Below are 25,658 nucleotides of genomic sequence, written 5' to 3' on the forward strand. Positions count from 1 at the left end.
ACTTGCCGTAACACCTCTTCATACCGATTCACCAAGATGGTGATTAGTGTAAATTGATGCACATAAAAAGTGCGCGACAATCAACATGGAGACATTACGGATGAGCGTAACAGCCAGTCAGGTTCATGGAGCAGTACAAACCTTGACCCAAAGTTCCGATACATTATTTCTTTTACTCGGCGCCATTATGGTGTTCTTGATGCATGCAGGCTTCGCTTTTCTCGAGGTTGGCACCGTCAGACATAAAAACCAAGTGAACGCTTTGGTGAAAATTCTGGCTGATTTTGGTATTTCTGCACTCGCGTATTTTTTCATCGGTTATTGGGTCGCTTATGGCGCTAACTTCTTTGCCGATGCGCAAACCTTGTCGCAAGGAAATGGCTATGAGTTAGTGAAATTCTTTTTCTTACTGACCTTTGCAGCAGCGATCCCGGCGATTGTATCCGGTGGTATTGCTGAACGTGCGCGTTTCTACCCAATCTTAGTGGCAACTTTTTTTACCGTCGGTTTGGTTTATCCGCTCTTCGAAGGAATGATCTGGAACGGTAATTTTGGCTTGCAAGCTTGGTTTGAAAGCCAATTTGGTTATGGATTCCATGACTTTGCAGGTTCAGTCGTCGTCCATGCTGTCGGTGGTTGGATAGCACTTGTTGCGGTTATTTTCTTAGGCATGCGTAAAGGCCGTATTCGCGCAGGCAAACATACCAACTTTGCACCGTCTAATATTCCGTTTCTTGCCTTAGGTGCTTGGATTCTGTGTGTTGGCTGGTTTGGTTTTAATGTGATGTCAGCCCAAACCCTCAACGGCATTAGTGGCCTTGTTGCAATGAACAGCCTAATGGCAATGGTCGGCGGTATTGTCGCCGCATTGATTGTGGGTAAAAATGACCCGGGTTTTATTCATAATGGTCCATTGGCAGGGTTAGTGGCCGTTTGTGCAGGATCGGACTTGATGCATCCTATCGGTGCTTTAGTCACAGGGGCTATCGCTGGGGCTCTGTTTGTTTACTTATTTACTTATCTACAAAACAAAACCAAAATTGATGACGTACTGGGCGTATGGCCTCTGCATGGCGTATGTGGTGCATGGGGTGGCATCGCTGCGGGAATCTTCGGTCAAACGGCATTAGGTGGTTTAGGTGGCGTCAGTCTGAGTGTGCAACTATTAGGTACAGTTGTCGGCATTAGTATCGCACTGATCGGTGCTGGCATTGTTTATGGTGTGATTGATAAAGTGTCTGGCTTACGACTGTCAGAGGAAGATGAGTTCAATGGTGCCGACTTAGCCATCCATAAAATCTCGTCAACCAACGAAGACTAATGAGTCAACAACCATCAAAGGTGGCGTTTAAGCCGCCTTATTGGTTTGCCACACAAAATAGGTTTACCTCACAAAAACAGCGTTAAGTTACGCCATTTTCGACCATGGTCTAACCCAATTTATTAGGGTGTGAGCCTTGCCAATGCTAAGCTAACAACATCAATACTAAAAAGGATGTGGTATGAACTTTCCTTATCGTAACGTTGTGGTCTTAACTGGCGCGGGTATCTCGGCAGAATCGGGAATTCAAACCTTTCGAGCTCAAGATGGGCTTTGGGAAAACCATCGTATAGAGGATGTCGCAACGCCCGAGGGTTTTGAACGCAACCCTGATTTAGTTCAAGACTTTTATAACAAGCGTCGTCTCAGTCTGCAAGATTCAAAGATTAAGCCTAATGCGGCTCATGTAGCGTTAGGCAAGCTTGAAGAGCAACTTGAGGGTAAGGTAACCATCATTACCCAAAATATTGATAATCTTCATGAGCGCGGAGGCAGTGTGAATGTCATTCACATGCATGGTGAATTGTTGAAATCACGTTGCAGTGTTTCTAATCAGGTCATTGAAGAGAAAGGTGACATCAACACAGGTGACCTGTGCCATTGTTGTCAGATCCCATCACAGATGCGCCCTCATGTGGTTTGGTTTGGTGAAATGCCACTGAGAATGGGGGACATCTACGCAGCACTCGAAGAGGCCGATTTGTTTGTTTCGATTGGTACCTCAGGCGTGGTTTATCCTGCTGCTGGTTTTGTTCATGATGCGAGGATGCACGGCGCTCATACTATTGAGATAAACTTAGAGCCGAGCGCGGTAGAAAGTGAATTTGAAGAAAAGCGTTACGGCAAAGCGAGTGTTGAAGTGGCGAAACTGGTCGATGAAATACTCTCGTTACAACAGCCTGATATCAAGCATGCCTAACGGCAACAACACCTTTGAACACGCTTAATGCTTACGTTGAGCGTTTTTCATTTCATACATCGCCTTATCTGTGCGCTCTATTGATTCAAACACGCTCGAACGGGTAGAGTGCTCAATCCCGTAACTAAAGGCGATGGGATCTTTTTGCAGTTGCTGTTTCACTTCGGTAATGAAAGTTTCCGCGCGTTCAGGCAAACAAACCACGACAAACTCATCACCACCAATGCGAAATGCTTGTTCAGAATCGATGGTGCAGTTTTTTAGTACAGTAGCAAACCGAACAATCACCGTGTCACCCATCAAATGACCCTGGGTATCATTGACCGCTTTTAATCCATCTAAATCAATAAATACCAATTCAAATGGATCGAGCTCGACATCATGGAGTTTTTTACGGTTGTATAGCCCTGTTAACTCGTCTGTTGTTGCACTCTTTTGAGCCGAGTGAACCAGCTTAGTAATGCCAAACGCTAAAAGTAAAAAGGAAAGTTGTAACATCCCATCTTCCATCAATGAGTCAATCATCGGGTGATGGTCTGCTATCTGGTTGAAGTAGTTGAATTCGGTAACGACCTCATAAAAGCTATTGATGATGAGTAAACCGATGCCGTATAGAATCATCGCATTGGATTTAATCGTGTTTAATGAAATGTTCGCAAGGTAAATAACCAGAATGAGTGTGTTCGTTTCAAACAGTAAATCGTAGCGAGAATCAATGGCAAGAAAATGACTAATGATGAGCATGATGAGATGCGCACCAATAAGAATTGAAATAAAAAAGAGTGTCGCTCTATACATGCTTCTCCAGATATAAATAAAGCGGCTTGTGCCGCTTTATTAAGTGTAAAACAAATTGTTTAGTTATCTACTTTTAGTTTTTGGAAATACTCATCGTAAAGAACACTGGCTTCACCAACTTCATCTTGCCAAGTACCGCTGTCCATTACCGCTTGCGGTGGGAAAATGTTCTGATCTTCAGTGAACGTTTTCGGCAATAGCTTGTGCGCCGCCGCCACTGGAGTAGGGTAACCAATCTCTAACGCAATTTTCGCTGCGTTTTCAGGACGTAGTAGGAAGTCGATCATCTTATGCGCCGCTTCAATGTTTTTCGCACCTGATGGAATTGATAGGCTATCCATCCAGAAAACAGTGCCTTTTTCTGGCCAGATAATGTCGATTGAAGCGCCTTCTTGACGAGCGGCGTAGGCTGAACCATTCCACAACATACCTAATGAAACTTCACCGCCTAAGTAAGGTACCGCTGGGTTATCAGAATTAAATAGCAGCACGTTTGGCATCAGTTTTCTTAACTCTTCGTACGCCGCTTTGATTTCATCTGGATTGGTTGTATTTGGCGAGTAGCCCAATTTTGTTAACGCAATATGGAATACTTCACGTGAGTCGTCCATTAGCATCAATTGGCCTTCCCACTTGCTATCCCAAAAGTCATCCCATTTGGTTACTGATGACTTATCAAGCATATCAGAGTTGATACCAATACCGGTTGCACCCCAAATGTAAGGGATAGAGTAGTTGTTACTTGGATCAAAAGGTTTGTTTAGGAAGTTAGTATCCAAGTCGGCGAAGTGAGATAGCTTAGTTTTGTCGATTTGTTGCAGCATTCCCTCTTTACGCATTTTAGACACAAAATAGGTTGACGGCACAACGAGATCGTAACCAGAGCCTTGAGTCTTTAACTTTGCGTACATGCTTTCGTTTGACTCATAAGTGGAATAAATCACTTTTATTCCGGTCTCTTTCGTAAAGTCTTCAAGAACTTCATTGGGAATATATTCAGACCAATTGTAGAAGTAGAGTTCTTGATCAGCCGCCATTGCAGGCGTCGTGAATAGCGTCGCTGCGCATAGCGCACTTGCGTAGAATTTACTTTTCATTTGATTTCCGTTTTTTATCTATGAACGCTCAAAAGCCTGTCTCTTCTGAGTGAGCCTGATGATTGAATCTGCTTGTCATATGACAAACCTAGCAACGGATTAGTATATCAGCCATAAACGAAAATAGGCAGCGAACGCTGCCTATTTTTGCTGAACTTCGGCTTATTGGCCGGCTTTCAACTTCAAGAAATACTCTTCGTATTTCGCCGTTAAATTACCCACAGAATCTTGCCATTCAACGCGGTCAAGATCGTGTTGCGATGGGAATAACGGAGCAACATCTTTAAACTTCGCATTCGATTCGGCAACCGCGGTGAGATACCCCGTATCACGAGAGATTTGCTCAGCTATTTCTGGACGTAGGAGGAAATCAATCATCTTGTGCGCAGCGTCAACGTGCTTTGCACCTGAAGAGATCGCGAAGTTATCAACCCAGCCGATCCCGCCTTCTTTTGGGAAGACCAGTTTTAGATTCATGCCTTCGTTTTGTGCAGCGGCGGCGCTACCATTCCAAAGCATACCGACACCTACCTCGCCAGACATGTAGGGTGCTCCAGGATTGTCGGAATTAAACACCAGTACATTGGGCATCAGTTTTTGCAGCTCGGCGTATGCTTCATCAATCTGTTTTGGATCGGTAGAGTTACCCGAATAGCCAAGCTTACGTAGCGCAATATGGAACACTTCGCGTGTGTCATCCATCAGCATCAATTGGCCTTCAAGCTCTGGGTTCCATAGATCAGCCCAGCTTTGAAAATCATTCGGATCGTACATGTCGGCATTAACCGCTAGCCCTGTAATAGCAACAACATGGGGAATAGAGTAGTCATTGTTTGGGTCATAAGGCTTGTTTAGATAGTTTTTATCTAAATTGTTAAAGTTAGTCAGCTTAGTTTTATCAATTTTTTGCAACATACCTTCATCGCGCATTTTAGCAACAAAGTAGGTTGATGGCACAACAAGGTCGTAACCCTGATTATGCGTCTTTAGTTTGGCATATAAGGTTTCGTTCGACTCATAAGTAGAATAGATAACCTTAATACCCGTTTCCTCGGTAAACTGTTCTAGGATATTACTGCTGATGTAAGGCCCCCAGTTCATAAATACCAATTGTTTGTTTTCGTCCGCTGTTACTGAACCTGAGAACAGTGAAAGCGCACATGCACTACCAGCTAATAAAGTAGCCCATTTTTTCATTTACGTTAGCTCCAAACCAAACGTTGCCGCATAATGAAAGTCATTAATTGGCACTAGATAGAAAATAGAATGGCGACATGCCATCCTATTTAGTGAAATCGAACGTGATACTACTGTACTTTTTCTCTTGCCAACAATTGAGAGACGATAACAAGAAATAATGAAACAATTAACATCACGGTTGCGAGCGCATTGACCTCGGGTGAAATACCGACCTTAACCATTGAGTAAATTTTTAATGGCAAGATTTCGTATGTTGGCCCAGTAACAAAAGAGCTGATGATGACGTCGTCAAGCGATAGGGTAAAGCTCAATAGCCATCCTGCAGCTACGGCAGGTTTGGCAAGTGGCAGAATGATTTGCTTCAAAATCGTCCACTCGCTTGCCCCGAGATCTTTTGCAGCCTCAAGCATTTTTACGTCAAAACCATTTAAGCGACTGTAAACAGTCACCACGACAAACGGTAAACAGAAAGTAATATGTGCAATAAGCAAGGTGATGAAACCGAGCTGAGCTCCTAGCACCAAGAACAAAGCCAATAGCGAGATCGCCATTACGATGTCTGGTGACATCATCACCACGAACAGCATACCGTTGACCGCACGTTTGCCTTTAAAGGTGTAGCGAAATAGGGCTACGGCGGTCAAGCTACCGATAATCGTCGCTGCGGTAGCAGAGAAAACGGCAACATTCAGTGAATGCCACGCTGCCTGCATTAAGCTGTCATTGTTAACTAGGGTTTCATACCACTTGGTGGTGAAGCCGCCCCATTTCATACCAAATTTGTTGGCATTAAATGAGTTAACGATCAACACGATAATTGGCAGATACAAAAACGCGTACACTAACGCCATAAAGCTAAATCGAACTGTTCGTCCCATCAGTCTAGCTCCGCTTTTTTATTCAACAGTTTGCCTGCACGGTAGTAAGCATAAAGCATAATCGCCATCGCAATGGTTAAGGCAATGCTAGTCGCCGCGCCAAAAGGCCAATCTCGCGCATTCAATACTTGGCTCTTAATCACGTTACCAATCAATAGATTCTTCGCCCCACCTAATAAGTCTGAGATGTAAAACATCCCCAAAGCGGGCAACAGCACTAATAAGCAGCCGCCGATGATTCCCGGCATAGTCAGAGGCAAAATTATCTTAGTGATGGTTTGCAACTTATTGGCCCCTAAATCTTTAGCAGCTTCAATATAAGTGTGATCTAGCTTCTCAATAGCGGAATAGAGCGGCAAAATCATAAACGGCAAAAGGATGTAGACCAAACCGATCATCACCGCGGTTTCGGTGTACATCAGACGTATCGGTTTATCGATAATTTCCATTGCCATCAGTGATTTATTTAAAATGCCTTGCGTACCTAAGACTATTTTCATTCCATAGGTACGAATCAATGAGTTAGTCCAAAAAGGAACAATCACCAAGAACAGCATAATAGGGCGCCATTTAGGCGGCATTTTTGCAACGATATACGCGAATGGATAGCCAATCACTAAACACAACAACGTCGCGATAATGGCCATATAAAAAGAGTGCAACAACACCTTGGCATAGAGCGGATCGATCAAACGGACATAGTTATCCAACGTGAATGTCAGCTCAATGAGATTGGATTCATCACGCGTAAGGAAACTGGTTGCAATGATCATCACGTTTGGGATCAGCACAAACAGCGTTAACCAACCGACAATCAGGGCAATGATCGCATTTTGTAGACTAATCGTCTTGGCTTTCATTGAGGACGACCTCCCAACTTTCAACCCAAGTGATAGCAACTTTTTGTCCTAAAGAGTGGTCCACGTCGGGATCGTCTTCATTGAAAAATTCGCTGACCATGACACGCATACCAGACTCAAGTTCGATCACTGAATCTAGCGTCATGCCTTTGTAAGTCCGTTCCATTACGTGACCTACAATGCCTCTTTGCTCAGACTCTTTGATCTCTTCGATGCGAAGATCTTCTGGGCGCAGTAATACTTGCAGCTTATCACCGCTGTTGGCGGATTTATTGCAGTAGACAACCGAGTCAACGCCTTCAATATTGGCGCGAATGCGTTTGTTGTCGGTGCGTTCAAGCATCGTCGCGTTAAAGACGTTGATCTCGCCAATAAATTTGGCAACGAATAGATTTTTTGGCTCTTCATAGATTTCGCGTGGAGAGCCATCTTGCTCAACCACACCATCACGCATCACAATAATGCGGTCAGACATTGACAAGGCTTCTTCTTGGTCGTGAGTCACGAAGATAAAAGTGATCCCAAGCTGACGTTGAAGTTGCTTTAGTTCAATTTGCATCTGCTTGCGCAATTTGTAGTCGAGTGCAGACAATGATTCATCAAGCAATAAAACTTTGGGCTTATTCACAACCGCACGCGCTATCGCGATACGTTGTTGCTGACCCCCAGACAGTTGGTGTGGTTTACGCGCAGCCATCTTCTCGAGTCGAACCATTCGCAGGGCTTCCATGACGCGAGGCTCAATATCTGCAGCATTCACTTTTTGCATCCGTAAACCAAAGGCAACGTTTTCAAACACGGTCATATGGGGAAATAGTGCATAACTCTGAAATACAGTATTGACGTGCCTTTGCTCTGCAGGAACTTGAGTGACATTCTGATTGGCTAGGGTGATTTCACCGCTATCAGCGGCTTCAAAACCCGCAATCATCCTCAATACGGTCGTTTTACCACAGCCGGAAGGACCTAAAATTGTAAGGAACTCACCATGGTTAACATCCAAATTCAAATTCGAGATGATTTCCTTGCCATCAAAACTTTTACTTATGCCAGTTAGACGTACAACTGGTTGTCCTGCATGTTTAGTAGCGTTCAACGTCTGTTTTTCTCCCATTTGGGGCGTCACTGAAACCTAAGTTCAACGACCGATTGTTACACAAATTCGAGGCGCGCATCATAATCACCAATAGTGTGAAATCAAAGCATTTTCTCATCTTGAAACAGAAAAAAATTTGTCGATAAAAGTAAACATTCCTTACCATACACTTTCTATTTACCGAGAGTCGTACTTATGTAAGAAAAATCTCTTTGTTTTTATTGGGATATAAACACTTATGCGCTGCGTTTAGTGCTTAATTATCAACCAATCAGACAGGAAAGCAAGCGGATGTTCGAGAACTGATTTTAGACTTAGCTTGGTTGACGTATAATACTCGCAACTTTTTATCAACAGGTTAGCTTAGTGGCATTGTCATTAAGCATTGGATTCAAGAATGAACAATGACATTGAAAAAGACTTCAACTTAGGCGGAAGTGTCGACCGAGCACTGTCTGGCGACTACGAGCTCAAAGCTGGAGAGGTGTTTCGTGAAGCTTGGCAACATACGCTCAAGAACTTCCTCTCGTTTTCACCATCGATTGTAATTTTGATTGCTTTACAGTTGGCCATTTTCTATGCCGCGTTGAAACTGCAATTGGGGAATCCTGGCATCATCATTGACGCTTTTATTAATCCAGAAGCGTTTGACCCAAGTATTTTCAATGCCATCATGGTAGCTAACTTCAGTTATGAAGTGATTAGCGCACCAATCTACGCTGGGATTAGCCTTATGGCGATGAGCCATGCTGCTGGGCTTGCGACCAAACCTCGTCATATCGGTAAAGGCTTACAGCACACTGTCCCTGTCATCTTAGCCACGTTATTTAGCTTACTGTTACAAGGTATCGCGGGTATGATTTTTCCCCTGCTATCCCTTTACCTCTCGCTAGCCTTTAGTAACGCTATTTTGCTGATTTGTGAAAAGAAGATTCCACCAATGCAATCCTTATTGCTCTCGCTTCGCGCAGTGAATAAGAAAATTTTTGTTTTATCCGGAATCTACTTATTTATCTCGATTATGTTCGTAATTAGCGCCATGTCTTACGGTATTGGCTTGATCATTGTTTTACCATTCTTTTTCCATGTAAAAGGGATTATTTACCGCAACATGTTCGGTATTAAATTAAAAATTGTTGCAACCGACCGCCCACAAAATAAAGATGATAACGATGACGATCCACAAGTGTTCAATGCGTAAGAGTGAGTTTGCCGCAATTGCTGTCGCAGCGGTCATTGCTGGTTGTAGTTTTTATAGTTATGAACTAAACGTTCAACAGCATACAGCGCCGACGGAGCCAACGACTGGTTCGATTGAAAAGTCGGTTGGTGATGCACCTGATTTTGCTGCAATTAAAGATGTAAACCAGAAGAAACAAGCCTTTTTTGATTACTTAAGGCCTGGTATTGCTCTAGAAAACAAACGCATTATTGATGAGCGTAAGTGGTTGGAGTCGATCGCAGATCATTTTAATAGTCAAACACTCTCTGCAAGTGATATCAACTACGCTAAGCGACTTGGCCAACTATACAACGTTGCGTTGCCAACCCAAGGAATTAACCAAGCTTGGCTAGACGATATGCTGCACAGAGTAGATGTCATTCCTGAGGCTTTGGTTCTGGTTCAAGGCGCCAATGAATCGGCTTGGGGGACGTCTCGTTTTGCCACACAAGCAAACAACTATTTTGGTCAATGGTGTTATACGTCGGGATGCGGTTTAGTGCCAATGCAAAGAGGCGAGGGTATGACTCATGAAGTGGCTAAATTTGGTTCAGTCCAACAATCTATTAACGGCTATTTTATGAATGTCAATCGTAACAAGGCGTACGAACAGTTACGTGAAATTCGTTACCAACGTCATTTGGCCGGACAAAGTTTAACCGATACTGACGCTGCAATGGCGCTGACCAATGGATTGTTAAGATACTCTGAGCGCGGTGAGGCATACGTCAATGATTTACAAGCGATGATCAGGCAAAATAAGCGGTTCTGGGAAACTCCCTCAATAAATCAATAAGAAAGAAAACAATGAAGAAAGTATCGTTAGCAATTTTAGCCGCTATGCTCAGTAGTTCCGTGGTTATTCCAGTGCAAGCTCAAGAATATATGTTTACCTACTCAAAGCTTTTTTCGCACATGAAGCAAAATGCTAAAGAGGGGCACGACGATGTTAAAGTCGGATTTTTCTTTTTAAATGCCAATACTAAGCAACTGTGTCATATCGAAAAAGCTTGGATGGAGAAAGAGGAGCACTACGAAGAGTTACAAGTTTCGCCTTACCAGGAAGTACTGGTACCGCTCGATGACAACTTACGTTCCGCTAATCCACTGGTATTTGTGCAAACGCCAATGGATCAACGTTGTGACTTTTCAATGGTTGTCATGACCAAGGCGCCGTTGTCAGGTAGCGTGAGCTATGATGAAATCAAAGTATTGTTACCACAAATGCAAACTATCTTAGAAGAGTTAGGAGGAATGTTCGCCAGTTGGTTTACGCCAGATGTCGAAGGCGTGACACTAGAATTCCCGGACAAGCTTAACTCGCAAATTGTGTTCTCTAATGGTCAAACAAAACCCATCATTGATGGTAAAGCTCAGGTCGCTCTATCGGAAATAGGCCAGGGAGGCACCATGATGCTTCCAGCTGAAACCTCGCGTGTACTGCCTTACTTACCCAAAGCGAATTAAGTCAAAAAGAAACGTTGCTCGTTATATAAAAGGGTCGCATTTGCGACCCTTTATCAATTAGAGATTGGTGACATTGAGCTGTAGGCTGGGATCAAACTCTTGAACTAAATCTTGCGCTGGTGACGCTTGGCTAGGTAGCTCTTCTTTATCAAAGCCAATATCACCACCGTCAATAACACCAGAGTCTTTGTCGATCGACTTAAAGTCAAACAACTCGAAGTCCGCTAGGTGACTCGGGACGACATTTTGCAAAGCGCTGAACATTGACTCAATACGACCAGGGAAGCGCTTATCCCATTCATTGAGCATCTGCTTAATGTTTTGACGTTGTAAGTTTGGCTGAGAGCCACACAAGTTACATGGAATGATCGGATATTCACGCATAGCAGAAAACTTGATGATGTCTTTTTCACGACAATACGCCAACGGACGAATTACCACATGCTCGTCATTATCCGAGACAAGCTTAGGTGGCATGCTTTTCATTTTTCCACCATGGAACATATTCAAGAATAACGTTTCGAGAATATCATCGCGATGATGTCCAAGTGCTATTTTTGTTGCCCCAAGCTCTTTTGCCGTGCGGTACAAAATACCCCGTCTTAAACGTGAACACAGTGAGCAGGTTGTTTTACCTTCTGGGATCTTGTCTCGAACAATCGAGTAAGTGTCTTCTTCAACGATTTTGTATTCAACGCCCAAAGACTCAAGATACTCTGGAAGAATATGCTCTGGGAAACCTGGCTGTTTTTGATCGAGATTGACCGCGACCAAAGAAAAGGATATTGGCGCACTTTTCTGCAAACTCATCAGAATTTCAAGCATGGTAAAGCTGTCTTTACCACCAGAGAGGCAGACCATAATTCGATCGCCATCTTCAATCATGTTGAAGTCTTGGATCGCTTGGCCTGTATTGCGGCGGATGCGCTTTTGTAGCTTATTAAAGTTATATTGTTGAGCTTTAGTACGCTCTTGAGTTTGCTCAGTCATTGGCTTGCAGTCTTCGTCAATCTTCAATACAAAATGAAGGGGGTATGATACGGATAAATAAAGCAGATGCCAGATCTATTGATGAACGAAAGACAAAAAAATCCCCTTAGCGCGGCCAAGGGGAGTATTGATTTAGTTAGATTGCCGTTTTAGGGTCAAGAGGGCTGACATAGCCTTGTGGTTTAAGTGCAAGGACATCGCAGTTGATCTTATCGATGACATGTTCAGCGGTATTGCCAATAAAGACTGCAGACAAGCCAGTTCGGCCAGTGGTGCCAATAATAACCATAGCCGCGTTTAACCTTTCTGCGGTATCTGGAATGACATCTTCGGGTAAGCCTTGCTCAACAACCGTTTGTTCTTCATCATAACCGTGTTTTTGGCGTAGTGCTTTCATCGCTGTCAGATGATGACCACGAACCGCATCAGTGTACATTGCAGGATCAAACTCAGGAAGTTCAATGGTTATATTGGCAGGCGTAACCGGATAAGCGTTAACCAAATAAGGTTTAGCACCTAATCGTTCAGTTAAGCTATTTAATTGCTCAACCATGGCATCATTTAAGCCTAAATGTGTATCGTTTTCGGAGCCAACGTGTACTGAGGCTAAAATGCTCGCATCTTTAGGCCAGTCGGTATTCTTTACTAGTAGTACAGGACATGGGCACTTACGCAATAAATGCCAATCTGTTGGTGTAAAAATAACCGACTCTAATACATCGTGCTTTCGAGTGCCTTTAATCACAATGTCATGTTCACCGGCAAAAACTTCAGCAATAACCGCTTCATACGGTCGATTGTGCCAAACCACACGCACATCGAATTCAACACCATCAAGCAGGTAGTCTTTGGCAATCTTGTGCATCCACTGTTCGCGCTGATGGATAACGCCACGACGCATGGCATCACGTTCATCAACAGACAGCATTGATGTCATGTCGTAAGAAAAATCATAGATAGAGAGGAAGAAGGTAACGTGACTTGGTGAGCGACTTTTTTCCGCCAGTTGCATCGCACGAGCAAGTGCAGGTTGTTCATCTTTATTGATGTCAGCAACGACCAAAATCTTATTATAGATACTCATATGTTCTCCTTAGAGACGAGGAGGGCTATATGATTAATGTAGCTTACTTAAGAGGAGAGTTTTAGCATTATTTGAAGGATTATAAGAGAAGTATGATGTAGCTCTATTTCAAAATGAATAACGAGCTACATCATTGAAAGGTATTACGATTCTTTAGACACGCCAGCCAATGCCATTAGTGCGTCGTGATCTAAGATAGTGATATATTTGCCTTTAACACTAAGAATTTCTGACTTCTGAAAACGACCTAAAAGACGAGAAATAGTTTCAACGGTGAGGCCAAGGTAATTACCGATATCACCACGAGTCATGGTCAAACGGAATTCACGAGGGCTAAAGCCGCGCTGAGAGAAACGGGTTGAAAGGTTGTATAAGAACGCGGCAAGACGCTCTTCTGCATTCTTTTTGGAAAGCAGCAATATCATCTCTTGATCGCCTTTGATTTCATTGCTCATCAAACGCATGATCTGCTGACGTAGTTTAGGCATTTTGCCTGAAAGATCGTCAAGAATTTCGTAAGGAATTTCACACACCATTGAGGTTTCTAGTGCTTGTGCAAAGCTTGGGTGCAAATCACCAGTGATCGCATCAAAGCCAACTAAATCACCGGCAAGATGAAACGCAGTAATTTGCTCATCACCTTGTTCAGTAATGGTGTAACTCTTGATTGTACCTGAACGAATTGCGTAAAGAGACTTGAGTTCATCTCCCGCTTTAAACAGTTCTTGTCCTTTCTGGATTGGCTTTTTACGCTCAATGATTTGGTCAAGCTGGTCGAGCTCAGACTCATTAAGTGTAAACGGAATACAAAGCTGACTAATGCTACAATCTTGGCAGTGGATAGCACAACCGCCGGATTGAACGCGCTTTGTTGCAGGCTTTTCAGAAATCATAACAACCTTTCACTATTTGATATACATCAATATTTTAGCACCCATTAAGCCTAAAGGGTAGTGTAAAAAGCCCCGTAAAAACAGTTAACTAAAAGTTAATTGATAATAGACTTAGCACGCCGTAGCCAGTATAAACGCCATAGAGCAGGATTATAACCGCAACAATGTGTCGGAATGTGTAAGATGATTGCAACTTATGCAAAGAGGTTGCCGCGTGGCCAACCAAGAGCATTGCAGGCAGCGTTCCTAAGCCGAAAGCTAACATGACTAACGCGCCATTAAGGGCACTCCCCGACACCGCAGACCAAGTTAGCATTGAGTAAACCAAGCCACATGGTAGCCATCCCCATATAAAACCAAAAGGTAAAGCATGGATGGGTGAACGAAGAGGCAACAGGGATTTACCGGCTGGAGAAATCACCCGCCATAAAGATTGGCCAAGTTTTTCAATATGCAGTAAACCTTGCCACCAACGGCCAATATAACCAGCAAGCAAAATCATAAATAGTGCAGCGGCCAGTCGCAACCAAGCCAAAACGTCATTAAGGTGACCAATTTCAGTCAACGTTGATACCGCACCACCAACCAGAGCGCCAATCACCGCATAACTGGTTAATCGACCAAGGTTATAGAATAGCGGCGTTAACTTTGACGGGTGTTTTTGTCCCATGGTGAGCATAGAAGCGATGCCACCACACATCCCCATACAATGGCCAGCGCCAACTAATCCTATCAAAAATGCACCAACCCAATCAGGTGTCATTTTGGGCGCTTCTCTTTATTTTCGTCATCATCAAAGAGAATACTGTGCCCTTGACGTTCCAAATCTTCAAACTGTTCGCTCTTCACCGCCCATAAAAACACTGCGACGGCAACACACACCAATACAATTGCGATTGGGATAAGGATATAAAGGCTTTCCATCTATTTACCTTTTTCTTTGAGCAGACGCAGAGAGTTAGATACTACAATAATTGAACTCGCAGACATACCAACGACTGCAAAATAGGGGGCGACGAAACCCAATACGGCCAACGGTAATATAAGTACGTTATAACCTAACGACCAGGCTAGGTTCTCGCGAATGATCTTACGAGTTTGCAGTGCAAGTTGACGAGCTTCAAGAATTCTATCAAGTCTGTCACCAAGTAAGACCATATCGGCTGACGCTTTCGCCACATCAGTACCGCTACCCATTGCTACCGACAAGTGCGCACCCGCTAAAGTTGGTGCATCGTTGATTCCATCACCAATCATCATTGTAATATCATTGGCATCAACATTTTGCAGATAAGTCAACTTATCTTGCGGCTTAGCACCAGCCACGACATTCTCAATGCCAATCTGATCGGCAACAATTTTAGCGTTATGTTCGATATCGCCTGTCAGCAATGTGACTTTAACGCCAGCGCGTTGGAATTGCTCAATAAATTGTTTCGTTTCTGAACGAATCGGATCTTGGTAGATGAAGGTCGCGACATGCTGATTATCTATCGATAGATACACGGAGTTGGCTTGAGCTAAGTCCGCGTTGTCTAACACAAACTGGGCACTGCCAATCTTTACTTGCTGGCCAGAAAATAAGCCTTGGATACCAGAGCCAATCACGTTTTCAACTTCTGTCACCGTTACATCATTATCTGCGTAACGCTTAAATGCTCGAGCGATCGGGTGATTCGCATGCTCTTCAAGTGACGCGGCAATGGCGAGAGCTTTGTCTTTGGTTAGTTCGCTGTGTAATTGAACATCATCAATAACAATATCACCATGGGTTAAGGTGCCAGTCTTATCAACGATAAGATGATTGACCTTACATAAGGTTTCAAAAACGTGGCTTTTACGCAGTAAAATACCTAAATTACCCATACGTGACGTGGCACAAGTCAACGCTGTTGGGGTCGCAAGAGACAACGCGCAAGGGCAGGTCGCAACCAGTACTGACAACATAATCCAAAACGCATCATCTGGACGAGCTTGATACCAGAAAAACCAAGTACCAGCAGCAATGACCAAAATGATGGCGACAAAGTAACGCGCAACAATATCTGCAATTTCAGCGATCTTGGGCTTGGATAGCTGCGCTTCATCTTGCAAGCGGACGATATTAGAAATCATTGAATCGATTTTCGAAGATGTGACTTCAAGCTCAAACGCTTCCTCGCCGTTAAGCGTACCTGCAAAAACCATGTCATCAACCTGTTTAACCACAGGTAGGGATTCGCCTGTTAACATTGACTCATCAATGTGAACACGACCAGTAATGATCTTACCATCGGCAGGAACATGCTCACCGGGTAAGACGCGAATTTGGTCACCGACCTTGAGTGTCTTGACCGGAACTTGTTCTCCATCTAGGCGATTGGCAATTGCTGGGATAAGTTTCAGTAAATTACCACTGGCCGCTGCTGCTTTACGACGGGCGCGCATTTCAAGAAAACGTCCAACTAACAAGAAGAAGGCAAACATTGAGATAGACTCAAAAAAGACTTCCCCTTGTTCTGTCACCGTCGCAACTAGACTTGCGCAGTAAGCAAAGATCATCGCAATCGAGACAGGTACATCCATACCCAGAGTACGGCTGCGAATACTTCGCCATGCATTGAGGTAAAAGGGTAAGGCAGAGTAGAGCATCACCGGAGTAGCAAAAATTAAGCTCACCCAACGAAAGTAGTTTTTAAACTCAGGCTCTAGGTCGCCAAACACTTCAAGATAAAGCGCTACCGCGAGCATCATCACTTGCATGGTCGCAAGACCTGCAATCCCCAAACGATAGAGGTATTGCTTCATTTGCTCGTGATAGGCCGCTTCTTGTTTATCCGCTTCAAATGGTGCAGCTTTGTAACCAAGCTTGTGAATTGAAGAGAGTAATTCACTGAGCTTAGTTTGAGTTTTATCCCAGGCTAATATCGCACGGTTGGTCGTCGTATTAACACGAATAGAAACGACACCTTGTTTAGTCGACACTTGTTTTTCTATCAACCAAGCGCAAGCTGCACAAGAGACACCATCTAGTGACAATGTCACTTCTGCGTAATTGTCGCTGTTGCGAACGAACTCCGATTGTACTTCATCATTATCATAATGAATGAGAGCCTGAAGCTGCTCAGGAATAAGGTCGGCTTTTTCTGCCGGTGCGGTTCGATATTGATAATAAGAGACGAGGCCGCTATCAACGATAGTCTGAGCGACGGTTTCGCATCCTGGGCAACACATTTCTCTGGTTTCACCGAGAATATCTACTTGGTAGTCCGTGTTGGCTGGTACATCTTCACCACAGTGATAACACGATTTGCACATAGATTTTGCTTAGTTGGATAGTGGGACAAATGACATAGTAGGGAACTCTACTCGGCCTTGAATTAACCATTTTTCATCATGTGGAGTTAACTCGATAAACCACGGACCTTGCAGCTCATTCTCAAGAGTTAAACGGTAATGACCACGTGCATCGGATGTGATCAGCTGAGTGAAGTCTCTATCGGGTAAGGTGCGATGGGCAAACATAGCGGTAATAGCAGGGTAGTGATCGAGCTGCCCCTTTTCAAACTGGACCACAATTGTGTTGCCTTCAGAAGAAACTGCAGCGCTCAGGCCCAGCTCTTTCGCGGTGCTAACACGAGATATATCAACGTTAATACCCTTACCTTTTTTATAGTAATCCTCAGTAACAAGATGAACTGATTGATTTGTGAGTATTAACACTCTGACTACCGTTAAAAGAGATACACCGACGGTAAGAGTAATCAGAAACCACGGCCAAAACTGCTTATACCAAGGCTGTTCCATAAAAAAGTTCTCAATAAAAAATGAAAGAAATTAGGGCTTTAATTTAAAAGAAAGACAGCCCCTTGAATAGGGGCTGTTATTGGAATGTTACTTATTATCTGAGTTGCTTAGGCTCCAAACATAGGCTGAAACAAGTTGAATTTTGTCTTCACCAAGAATGTCTTTCCAAGCCGGCATTACACCAGAACGACCATTCATTACTGTTTCAGTAACGTCAGCTCGTGAACCACCAAATAGCCAGTATTGATCTGTCAAGTCAGGAGCACCCACAGCTGGGTTACCTTTACCGTCAGTACCGTGACAGGCAGCACACACAACAAAGCGAGCTTTACCTGCTTCTGCTTCACGTGCGTTGACACTACGACCAGACAAACTCAGTGTGTAGCTTACTACTTCGTTCACACCTTGTTCACCAAGCGCATCTTTCCAAGAAGGCATCTGGCCGATACGGCCTTGCATCAAGGTTGTCACGATAGCCTGCGGCTCACCGCCGTATAGCCATGCATCGTCAGTCAGGTTAGGAAACCCTTTCTGACCGCGGGCATCAGAGCCATGACACTGAGAACAGTTTTGCAAGAACAGACGTTGACCCACTTTTACTGCTTCACTATCCGCTGCAATTTCAGGGATAGGGCGCAGCTCAGTTGAGCCATCGACGTACGCAAGTTTCTTAAATGCTTCGCCAAAGTAGGTTTCTGCATCATCAAGCTCTTTCGCGTATTGAACCAACTGTTTATTCTGTTGAGCAGCAGCGATAGACGCTTTTGATTCCTCAATAGAACGCACAGTTTGGTCAGAACTCTGCCAACCTAGTACACCTTTGAAACTACCTAAACCTGGGTACAGAGTTAGGTAGATCGCAGCGAATACAAACGTACTAACGAACAGGTAAGTCCACCACTTAGGTAGTGGGTTGTTCAGTTCACGAATACCATCGTACTCGTGTCCCATGTCTGCACCTTCTTCAACGCCCATCTTATCTTTTAGGCACCAAAGCAGAAGTGCAGCACAGCCGACAAGAGTACCGACGGTGATGATGATTATCCAAAGACTCCAAAACGTCGTCATTGCTTAGTCACTCCTTGTTCTTTTTCAGGCGCTTTCTGCTCATCAGCGAAAACAAGGTTCGCGGCTTCGTCAAAGCGAGCTTTTCGGCTTTTACCGTAAGCCCACCAAACCACACCAAGAAAGCTAACAAACAGCACTATGGTCCAAATACTGTGAATAGTACCGATATCCATAATTTAACCCCTTTAATTACTTCATTGCGTGACCAAGAGACTGAAGGTAAGCAATGATGGCATCCATCTCTGTTTTCCCTTCGACATCTTTAGACGCGTTTGCGATTTGCTCATCAGTGTACGGAACACCAAACTGATCTCGGAATATTTGTAGCTTTTTCTGTGTGTCCTTACCATCAAGGACATTGTCAGCAAGCCATGGGAAACCAGGCATGTTTGACTCAGGAACTAGCTCACGAGGATCAAGTAGGTGAACACGGTGCCACTCATCAGAGTAACGCCCACCAACACGCGCCAAATCAGGGCCAGTACGCTTAGAACCCCACAGGAACGGGTGCTCATAAACGCTTTCACCTGCCACTGAGTAGTGACCGTAACGCTCTGTTTCCGAACGGAATGGGCGAATCATTTGGCTGTGACAAACGTTACAACCTTCACGGATGTAAACGTCACGACCTTCCATCTCAAGCGCAGTATAAGGACGTAAGTTCTCTACTGGTTCAGTGGTTTGTTTTTGGAAGATCAGAGGAGTGATCTCTACGAGAGCACCCAGACTGATAGCAAAAACGATCAGAATCGCTAGCAAACCGACATTGCGTTCAACAATTTCGTGGCGATTGTTAGAATTAGAACTCATTCTTTAAATCTCCTTATGCCGGCTGTGGGATAGCTTTTAAACTATCTTTTGGCGCTGTTACCGTTTTGTACGTGTTGTATGCCATTAAGAACATACCAGCTAGGAAGATAAATCCACCTAAGAAACGTACGAAATAGAACGGGTAAGATGCTTGTACAGATTCTACGAAGCTGTAAGTCAATGTACCGTCAGAGTTAACTGCACGCCACATCAGACCTTGCATTACGCCAGAGATCCACATTGCTACGATGTAAAGAACCGTACCAATTGTTGCCAACCAGAAGTGAGTATTGATTAGACCTACTGAGTACATACGTTGTTGACCAAATAGTCGAGGAACTAAATGGTAAACCGAACCAATCGAAACCATCGCAACCCAACCAAGAGCACCAGAATGCACGTGGCCAATAGTCCAGTCAGTGTAGTGAGACAGTGCGTTAACTGTCTTAATCGACATCATAGGACCTTCAAACGTAGACATACCGTAGAACGATAGAGATACGATGAGGAAACGTAGGATAGGGTCATAACGAAGTTTGTGCCATGCGCCAGACAGCGTCATGATACCGTTAATCATACCACCCCAAGACGGTGCGAATAGAACCAGTGACATCACCATACCTAGCGATTGCGTCCAATCTGGAAGCGCAGTGTAGTGTAAGTGGTGAGGACCTGCCCAAATGTACAAAGAGACTAATGCCCAAAAGTGAACGATTGACAGACGGTAAGAGTATACTGGGCGTTCAGCTTGCTTAGGTACAAAGTAGTACATCATACCTAGGAAACCAGTCGTCAGTAGGAAACCTACTGCATTATGACCATACCACCACTGAACCATCGCATCGACCGCACCAGAATAAATCGAGTACGATTTACCCATAGACACAGGGATTGCCATGCTGTTTACGATATGAAGCACCGCAACAGTGATGATAAAGGCACCGAAGAACCAGTTTGCTACGTAGATGTGTGAGGTATTACGCTTAATCAATGTTCCGAAGAACACAACCGCATAAGAGACCCAGACAACTGCGATGGCGATATCGATAGGCCACTCTAGCTCAGCGTACTCTTTACCCGATGTAAAACCGAGCGGTAGAGTAATTGCTGCTGCTAAAATAATGGCTTGCCAGCCCCAGAAGGTAAAGGCGACAAGAGGGCCACCAAATAAACGTGTTTGACAAGTACGCTGAACAACGTAATAGGACGTTGCGAATAGGGCACTTGTACCAAACGCGAAAATAACCGCATTAGTATGCAGAGGACGTAAGCGACTGTACGTCAACCACGGCGTATCAAAGTTTAGCTGTGGCCAAACTAATTGAGCGGCAATCAAAACACCAACAGCCATGCCAACAATACCCCAGAGAATAGTCACTAAGGTAAACTGACGGACGACTGTATAGTTGTAGTTTTGTTCAAGCTGCTTTTCTTGGCTCATTTGCATGCTTCCAATTTCTAATTAACTACACTTTACTTCCAACACGACACATGTCGTAATGCCACCCAAACCTTAAAGAAAAATAGAACCGTATCAGTCGGTTAATAATTCTTGCCGATTTTTAAAAAAAGTGGCATTTTCAGCCGCCAACTATACTGCATTTAACAATTCAATGACAGAGTAGTAACCTTACAGTCGGTCAGGTTTTGACCTTTTATTTTAAAACTTTGAACTTTGTTACACGGAGAACCCCTCAAATGGCCGCTGAAAAACTCACTCGTGGACGTTTTGTTCAAATAATCATCATGTTAACCCTACTGATTAGTGCGTTTATTTGGCGTACTGTCGTGCATACGTCACAAATTTCAGTGACCTGTGAGGAGACTGCAGAGTGTGTCTTTTTTGTAAATAACTCTCGGTTTTTTGCTCAAATAACCAGTGATGAGTTACAGATTCGTACCGATGCCCCAGGAGTAACGATAAAGGCACAATTTTCACCCTCGGAGCTGACTCAAAAAAACGACACTTGGACATTTTCTTACCCAGAGTCATTAAATGAGTTTGAGTTAACTGTTAACGTAGTAAATCAAACTCATCAGGTCATTATCGTCAAAAAATAATAATGGATTTTAAAACTCATATTACTCATCAATTAAATGAGCAGTTTGCAGTTGAAGAACTGGTTGCGAACTTGAGTACTAAAAACTTGGCTAGTGTCGTCTGTTACTTTACGCAAAATTATGGTGCCGAGAAACTGAGAAAAGCCTTCAAACATGCACTACCTAACGTATCTATCATCGGCTGTTCAACCTGCAAAGGAATGATGACTGAACGTGGCGTTCACTTTGGCTCTGTTGTTGGCATCATGGCAATTTATGACACAAACTCACAAGGCTATGGCTCGGGATTAATGCCATTCGATACTCCGTCAGAATCGATTGCGGCGACAAAACAAGCGATTGAGCTTGCACTGGTCAAAGCAAACCGAGTAGGAGAAGTGCCGAGATTTGCTGTTGTTCATAGTACGCCTGGGGTAGAAGAGACATTGATAAAGTCATTTGACGAGGTGTTCAAAACTCCGGTTCCCATCATTGGTGCCACTGCAGCTGACAACGCAATCAAAGGGCAATGGTCGGTTTTTACCGAAGACGGTTCGACTCATCAAGGCCTGGCCGTTCAACTGGTATTTGCATCAAAACCACTGGCGACAGGCTTTAGTTCCGGGTATTCACCGACCGAGTTTTCCGGGGTGATCACTAAGGCTAAAGGGCGTGAACTGATTGAAATCAATGGCAAACCTGCCCAACACGTTTATCGTGAATGGATATACCAGCATAGCCAAACACAAGTGCCTGAATATTTTCAATTCGAGCTAGTGACGCGTTACCCATTAGGACGCATTGCTGGCCAACTATATGATCAACCTTATTATAAACTCTCTCACCCAGTATCAGTCACCCCCTCAGATGGCATTCTGCTGTTTACCGACATTCATACAGGCGAACAAGTCACCTTAATGTCAGGTGACAAAGCTCAGCTAATCGCAAGGCCAGCACGCGTTATTAAAGAAGCTAAGCGACAATTTGTCGAAAATGGCCGTTTATCAGGCGCTGTTTGTGTGATTTGTGCTGGAGCGATGCTTTATTTAGATGATGACATCAAGTTAGTCCATGACATGATAAAAGAAGAAATAGGCGATTTACCGTTCATATGTCCATTTAGCTTTGGCGAGCAAGGCCGCTTTATCAATGGCGAGAATGGACACGGTAATTTAATGATATCTTCTGCGACCTTTTATGCGGATTAGGCGATAAATGAGTTTAGAAATTAGAGAACAGCTCAACGAAGCCTTGATTGAACTCAAACAGAGTCAAGAGCGCGAAGCAAGGTTGAACGCTGAAAACCGAGCGATTTTAGATGCAATTTCAAGTATTACCAGTGCAGCGAATAAACAACAGATCTTTACAGAACTGCAAAAGGTATTGGGCTTATATATTGATTTTTCGCACTTTATAGTAATCGGGAAGACACGCGATCAACACCAATATCACACCGTATTAAGCTCTGACCCCAGCTTCAAACACACAGTGTGGGGCTGTGGTGATAAATTTATTAGAGCCCTTAATGGAGAGTGTATCACGTTGTTCGATCCGGCTTCATTGGGTGAATTTTCTTCACTAAAATCACACCATACTAAACAGCTTAGCAGTGCGTTGATCACCGGAGTACAAACCGCCACGTCAGATTCCGTATTGATCATGATCGGGCACAGAGCAGGGCAGTTTAGCCTTGAATCAAGTGACACCCTGTCACGTTTTAGACCTCTTTTAGAGCGTGCACTGATCGATATTGAACACAAAGAACAATTACAACGTTTAGTTGATATACGCACTAAACAGCTCAAAAAAGCTCAACTGAAAGCCGAGAACGCCAATGAAGCTAAATCAAGATTTTTAGCAATGATGAGCCATGAATTGCGCACGCCGCTCAATGCTGTTCTTGGCTATATTGATGTCTTATTAGGTTACCCATATCAAAAGGATCAAGTAGAAATTCTGGAAAAAATGGAATGTTCAGCAGAGCTTCTACTAGTTTTGATTGATGATATCCTCGATCTTTCACGAATTGAAAGTGGCGAGTTTCCGATAAAATATCAGTGGGTTAACCTGAAAACAGAATTGTCGCAAGTGTTGGAGCATTTTCGTGAATTAGCCCTTAGTAAAGGGTTACAGTTAGATTTACACATCGCACTCGATAAACATGACTACATTTGGGTCGACCGTGCTCGAGTCATGCAAATCGTGTTCAACTTAATTGGCAATGCGATTAAGTTTACAGAACACGGGAGCGTCTCGCTTCAGGCCCAGTTGAGTGACTCTAAACTACAGATTAAAGTCGACGATACAGGGATTGGTATTGAACGTTCACGTCTTAAAGCAATATTTAGTCAATTTAAACAAGCCGATGATTCGATTACCAGAAAATACGGCGGCAGCGGTTTAGGCTTAGCCATTTCGCAACGATTAGCTAAGCTTATGAATGGCACCATCGAGGTAAACAGTGTGCTAGGTTTAGGCGCCACATTTGTGGTTGAGCTGCCAGTTTCAATTCAGCGTCAGCAAATGGCACCAACCATTGACAAAGTCACTAATCAACATAAGCCATTAGACATTTTGGTCGTCGAAGACACGGAAACGAACCAAATGGTGATTAAGCTAGTGTTAGAGCGATTAGGCCACAATGTACTCACTCTAAATAACGGTAAAGAGTCCGTCGAGTACCTAAAGCAGAATATCGATCGTATAGATGTGGTTTTCATGGATATTTCGATGCCAGTAATGGATGGCATTACAGCGACAGAAAAAATTCGTCAGTTTTGCCAACAAACGCCAATTATTGCGTTAACTGCACATGCTCTAGCGCAAGACAAGAAAGCTTGCTTAGACGCTGGCATGAATGCCTTCATCTCTAAACCAATTCGTAGTATTGAGATACAAAACTCATTGACTGAAGTGATTGTTAATAACCATATTCAGTAATCTCTGATTAACTGATATATGGTTATTAGGTATTTTATGGTAAATACGATTATGTTCAATCCTACGCGAAAAGTAACTAGGGTAGGATCGTTAAAAGCAGCGCATTTCAATCTAGCAATGCCTTATTTAACATAAGATAGATAATACGCACTGAAGGGTTTGGCTTATTTAAGCCGTGATAGCTTGGAACATTTGTTCTTGCTCGTACTTTAATGCTGCGCAAACTTTCAAACTGACTACTTTATAGCGAATTCTTATGCTTGCCTTTGGCTCTGAAGCCTTGATGAGGAAAAACGTTGCGAATACGTTGTTGTACTTTCTTTGGTATCTGTTTAGAAAGAACCAATTTCGTGCCGGTGCGCTGTTGGTAAACTTTCAGTTCTCCGCTAAACGGAGTTCGCTCAGCGATATCGAGCACGTTATGTTTAAAGCTCGGAGGAAAATGGCCTTTTTCTTGGGTGACTTTTCCGTCGCAAAACACCACCTTCAGTAACGGTCTGTCTATAGCAACGAGCCAGAAGACGACAATTGCAGCAATTAGAATCACATATAACATAGAATAGCCCCCGTATTAATCAAGTAACTTACTCAAATCTTCTTTTAAACTGGTTACTGCTTTGCTTGCTTTTTCGCTTCGTGACGCTTCTGACAACAGATATTCGATCGCGTCCGACAAGGTACATCCCAACTCATTAGCTCGATACGATAATTTTTCCCAAACGCGATAGTCAAGATCAATGGATTTCTTTTTCGTATGGACTTGCTCTGCGTTGAAATGACGTTTGCGTTTTGCTCTAATCGCCTGCTTAAGTTTATTCTCAAGCTCGGGAGCCATATGCAACTCAATCCACTCCAGCACTCTCGTTGGTTGATGCTCTAACTGGCGAAGCTCATTAACGGCGGCATCGGCTTCACTGGTATCAATGTATGATGTGATGGACTCGCCTGCTTTCCATTTATTAATCAAGTAATTCCATTTCCAACCGCACTCTAAGTTTTCAAGCTGTTGATATTTCATTGCGAAGCCATTCCGTTAACGTTATAGGTGACAGCGTAACCCTATACTAAGAAAGTTACAATCCCCATTGTAATCGAAAAGAGACCAAGATCATTAGATAAATTATCTATATATACTGATTGGCTTTTTCTATATAATTCACGTCTACTTAGCGGACACAAAACGATATTA

27 protein-coding genes are annotated in these 25,658 nt (G+C 43.6%); 8 read left to right on the forward strand and 19 right to left on the reverse strand.

Annotated elements, in window-relative coordinates:
- Positions 1-100: 100 nt before the first annotated feature.
- Together BS19_RS08860 and cobB are read left to right on the forward strand one after the other, a co-directional pair.
- Positions 101-1,321, forward strand: a complete 1,221-nt coding sequence (locus tag BS19_RS08860; protein ID WP_038174725.1) for an ammonium transporter — start codon at positions 101-103, stop codon at positions 1,319-1,321.
- A 181-nt stretch (positions 1,322-1,502) separates the two neighbouring features.
- Positions 1,503-2,240, forward strand: coding sequence for a Sir2 family NAD+-dependent deacetylase (cobB, locus tag BS19_RS08865; protein WP_038174727.1), 738 nt, complete (start codon positions 1,503-1,505; stop codon positions 2,238-2,240).
- A 24-nt stretch (positions 2,241-2,264) separates the two neighbouring features.
- Here the strand turns inward: cobB and BS19_RS08870 are convergent, their stop codons facing one another.
- The 6 genes from BS19_RS08870 to potA all read right to left on the reverse strand — a co-directional run bounded on the left by BS19_RS08870 (position 2,265) and on the right by potA (position 8,187).
- Positions 2,265-3,038: a GGDEF domain-containing protein gene (locus BS19_RS08870; protein ID WP_051686517.1), complete on the reverse strand. Its 774-nt coding sequence runs from the start codon at positions 3,036-3,038 to the stop codon at positions 2,265-2,267.
- Positions 3,039-3,097: 59 nt separating this feature from the next.
- Positions 3,098-4,135, reverse strand: coding sequence for an extracellular solute-binding protein (locus tag BS19_RS08875; protein WP_038174729.1), 1,038 nt, complete (start codon positions 4,133-4,135; stop codon positions 3,098-3,100).
- A gap of 162 nt (positions 4,136-4,297) precedes the next feature.
- Positions 4,298-5,332: an extracellular solute-binding protein gene (locus BS19_RS08880; RefSeq protein WP_038174730.1), complete on the reverse strand. Its 1,035-nt coding sequence runs from the start codon at positions 5,330-5,332 to the stop codon at positions 4,298-4,300.
- A 110-nt stretch (positions 5,333-5,442) separates the two neighbouring features.
- Positions 5,443-6,213: a spermidine/putrescine ABC transporter permease PotC gene (gene potC, locus BS19_RS08885; protein WP_038174731.1), complete on the reverse strand. Its 771-nt coding sequence runs from the start codon at positions 6,211-6,213 to the stop codon at positions 5,443-5,445.
- Positions 6,213-7,073 carry a spermidine/putrescine ABC transporter permease PotB gene (potB, locus tag BS19_RS08890; protein ID WP_038174732.1) on the reverse strand — a complete coding sequence of 287 codons (861 nt, stop codon included), beginning with the start codon at positions 7,071-7,073 and terminating at the stop codon, positions 6,213-6,215. Before potB ends, potC begins: the two co-directional genes overlap by 1 nt.
- Positions 7,054-8,187, reverse strand: a complete 1,134-nt coding sequence (gene potA, locus BS19_RS08895) for a spermidine/putrescine ABC transporter ATP-binding protein PotA (protein WP_038174733.1) — start codon at positions 8,185-8,187, stop codon at positions 7,054-7,056. The genes potB and potA overlap by 20 nt, the downstream gene beginning before the upstream one ends.
- Positions 8,188-8,566: 379 nt before the next feature.
- Between potA and BS19_RS08900 the strand changes: the two genes are divergently transcribed.
- From BS19_RS08900 to BS19_RS08910, 3 genes are read left to right on the forward strand one after another with little or no spacing between them, the layout of a single operon-like run.
- Positions 8,567-9,370, forward strand: a complete 804-nt coding sequence (locus tag BS19_RS08900) for a DUF2189 domain-containing protein (RefSeq protein WP_038174735.1) — start codon at positions 8,567-8,569, stop codon at positions 9,368-9,370.
- Positions 9,363-10,187, forward strand: a complete 825-nt coding sequence (locus BS19_RS08905) for a glucosaminidase domain-containing protein (protein WP_038174737.1) — start codon at positions 9,363-9,365, stop codon at positions 10,185-10,187. The genes BS19_RS08900 and BS19_RS08905 overlap by 8 nt, the downstream gene beginning before the upstream one ends.
- 11 nt (positions 10,188-10,198) lie before the next feature.
- Positions 10,199-10,858, forward strand: a complete 660-nt coding sequence (locus BS19_RS08910) for a DUF2987 domain-containing protein (RefSeq protein ID WP_038174738.1) — start codon at positions 10,199-10,201, stop codon at positions 10,856-10,858.
- A 57-nt stretch (positions 10,859-10,915) separates the two neighbouring features.
- Here BS19_RS08910 and ttcA read toward each other — a convergent pair whose 3' ends face one another.
- The 11 genes from ttcA to ccoN form a co-directional block, all read right to left on the reverse strand.
- Positions 10,916-11,848, reverse strand: a complete 933-nt coding sequence (ttcA, locus tag BS19_RS08915) for a tRNA 2-thiocytidine(32) synthetase TtcA (RefSeq protein WP_038174739.1) — start codon at positions 11,846-11,848, stop codon at positions 10,916-10,918.
- Positions 11,849-11,984: 136 nt separating this feature from the next.
- A complete protein-coding gene (gene uspE / locus BS19_RS08920; RefSeq protein ID WP_038174740.1) occupies positions 11,985-12,932 on the reverse strand; it encodes a universal stress protein UspE in 948 nt (315 codons plus the stop codon).
- A 143-nt stretch (positions 12,933-13,075) separates the two neighbouring features.
- Positions 13,076-13,825 carry a fumarate/nitrate reduction transcriptional regulator Fnr gene (locus BS19_RS08925; RefSeq protein ID WP_038174741.1) on the reverse strand — a complete coding sequence of 250 codons (750 nt, stop codon included), beginning with the start codon at positions 13,823-13,825 and terminating at the stop codon, positions 13,076-13,078.
- Positions 13,826-13,913: 88 nt separating this feature from the next.
- Positions 13,914-14,588, reverse strand: coding sequence for a sulfite exporter TauE/SafE family protein (locus BS19_RS08930; protein ID WP_038174742.1), 675 nt, complete (start codon positions 14,586-14,588; stop codon positions 13,914-13,916).
- Positions 14,585-14,749, reverse strand: a complete 165-nt coding sequence (gene ccoS / locus BS19_RS08935) for a cbb3-type cytochrome oxidase assembly protein CcoS (protein WP_038174743.1) — start codon at positions 14,747-14,749, stop codon at positions 14,585-14,587. The genes BS19_RS08930 and ccoS overlap by 4 nt, the downstream gene beginning before the upstream one ends.
- The gene (locus BS19_RS08940; RefSeq protein ID WP_038174744.1) at positions 14,750-17,122 is read right to left on the reverse strand and encodes a heavy metal translocating P-type ATPase; all 2,373 of its coding nucleotides are present in this window, start codon (positions 17,120-17,122) and stop codon (positions 14,750-14,752) included.
- A gap of 9 nt (positions 17,123-17,131) precedes the next feature.
- The gene (locus tag BS19_RS08945) at positions 17,132-17,611 is read right to left on the reverse strand and encodes a FixH family protein (protein WP_038174745.1); all 480 of its coding nucleotides are present in this window, start codon (positions 17,609-17,611) and stop codon (positions 17,132-17,134) included.
- Positions 17,612-17,698: 87 nt separating this feature from the next.
- Positions 17,699-18,679 carry a cytochrome-c oxidase, cbb3-type subunit III gene (gene ccoP / locus BS19_RS08950; RefSeq protein WP_038174746.1) on the reverse strand — a complete coding sequence of 327 codons (981 nt, stop codon included), beginning with the start codon at positions 18,677-18,679 and terminating at the stop codon, positions 17,699-17,701.
- Entirely contained in the window at positions 18,676-18,852 is a 177-nt protein-coding gene (locus tag BS19_RS08955; protein ID WP_004745916.1) for a cbb3-type cytochrome oxidase subunit 3, read from the reverse strand. The genes ccoP and BS19_RS08955 overlap by 4 nt, the downstream gene beginning before the upstream one ends.
- A gap of 16 nt (positions 18,853-18,868) precedes the next feature.
- Positions 18,869-19,489: a cytochrome-c oxidase, cbb3-type subunit II gene (gene ccoO, locus BS19_RS08960; protein WP_038174748.1), complete on the reverse strand. Its 621-nt coding sequence runs from the start codon at positions 19,487-19,489 to the stop codon at positions 18,869-18,871.
- A gap of 13 nt (positions 19,490-19,502) precedes the next feature.
- Positions 19,503-20,930: a cytochrome-c oxidase, cbb3-type subunit I gene (ccoN, locus tag BS19_RS08965; protein WP_038174749.1), complete on the reverse strand. Its 1,428-nt coding sequence runs from the start codon at positions 20,928-20,930 to the stop codon at positions 19,503-19,505.
- A gap of 257 nt (positions 20,931-21,187) precedes the next feature.
- Between ccoN and BS19_RS08970 the strand changes: the two genes are divergently transcribed.
- The 3 genes from BS19_RS08970 to BS19_RS08980 are packed head-to-tail and all read left to right on the forward strand — an operon-like array spanning position 21,188 to position 24,469.
- Positions 21,188-21,550, forward strand: coding sequence for a hypothetical protein (locus tag BS19_RS08970; RefSeq protein WP_038174750.1), 363 nt, complete (start codon positions 21,188-21,190; stop codon positions 21,548-21,550).
- Positions 21,551-21,552: 2 nt separating this feature from the next.
- Positions 21,553-22,737: an FIST signal transduction protein gene (locus BS19_RS08975; RefSeq protein ID WP_084185953.1), complete on the forward strand. Its 1,185-nt coding sequence runs from the start codon at positions 21,553-21,555 to the stop codon at positions 22,735-22,737.
- Between the two features lie 7 nt (positions 22,738-22,744).
- Complete coding sequence (locus tag BS19_RS08980; RefSeq protein ID WP_038174751.1) at positions 22,745-24,469, forward strand: response regulator; 1,725 nt, start codon at positions 22,745-22,747, stop codon at positions 24,467-24,469.
- Positions 24,470-24,710: 241 nt separating this feature from the next.
- Here BS19_RS08980 and BS19_RS08985 read toward each other — a convergent pair whose 3' ends face one another.
- Both BS19_RS08985 and matP read right to left on the reverse strand, forming a co-directional pair.
- On the reverse strand, positions 24,711-25,025 hold the full coding sequence (locus BS19_RS08985) for a DUF3634 family protein (RefSeq protein ID WP_038174752.1): 315 nt from the start codon (positions 25,023-25,025) through the stop codon (positions 24,711-24,713).
- 15 nt (positions 25,026-25,040) lie between these two features.
- Positions 25,041-25,487, reverse strand: coding sequence for a macrodomain Ter protein MatP (gene matP / locus BS19_RS08990; RefSeq protein ID WP_038174754.1), 447 nt, complete (start codon positions 25,485-25,487; stop codon positions 25,041-25,043).
- Positions 25,488-25,658 lie beyond the last annotated feature (171 nt).

Source organism: Vibrio pacinii DSM 19139, from assembly GCF_000711795.1.
GTDB classification, from domain to species: Bacteria; Pseudomonadota; Gammaproteobacteria; order Enterobacterales; family Vibrionaceae; genus Vibrio; species Vibrio pacinii.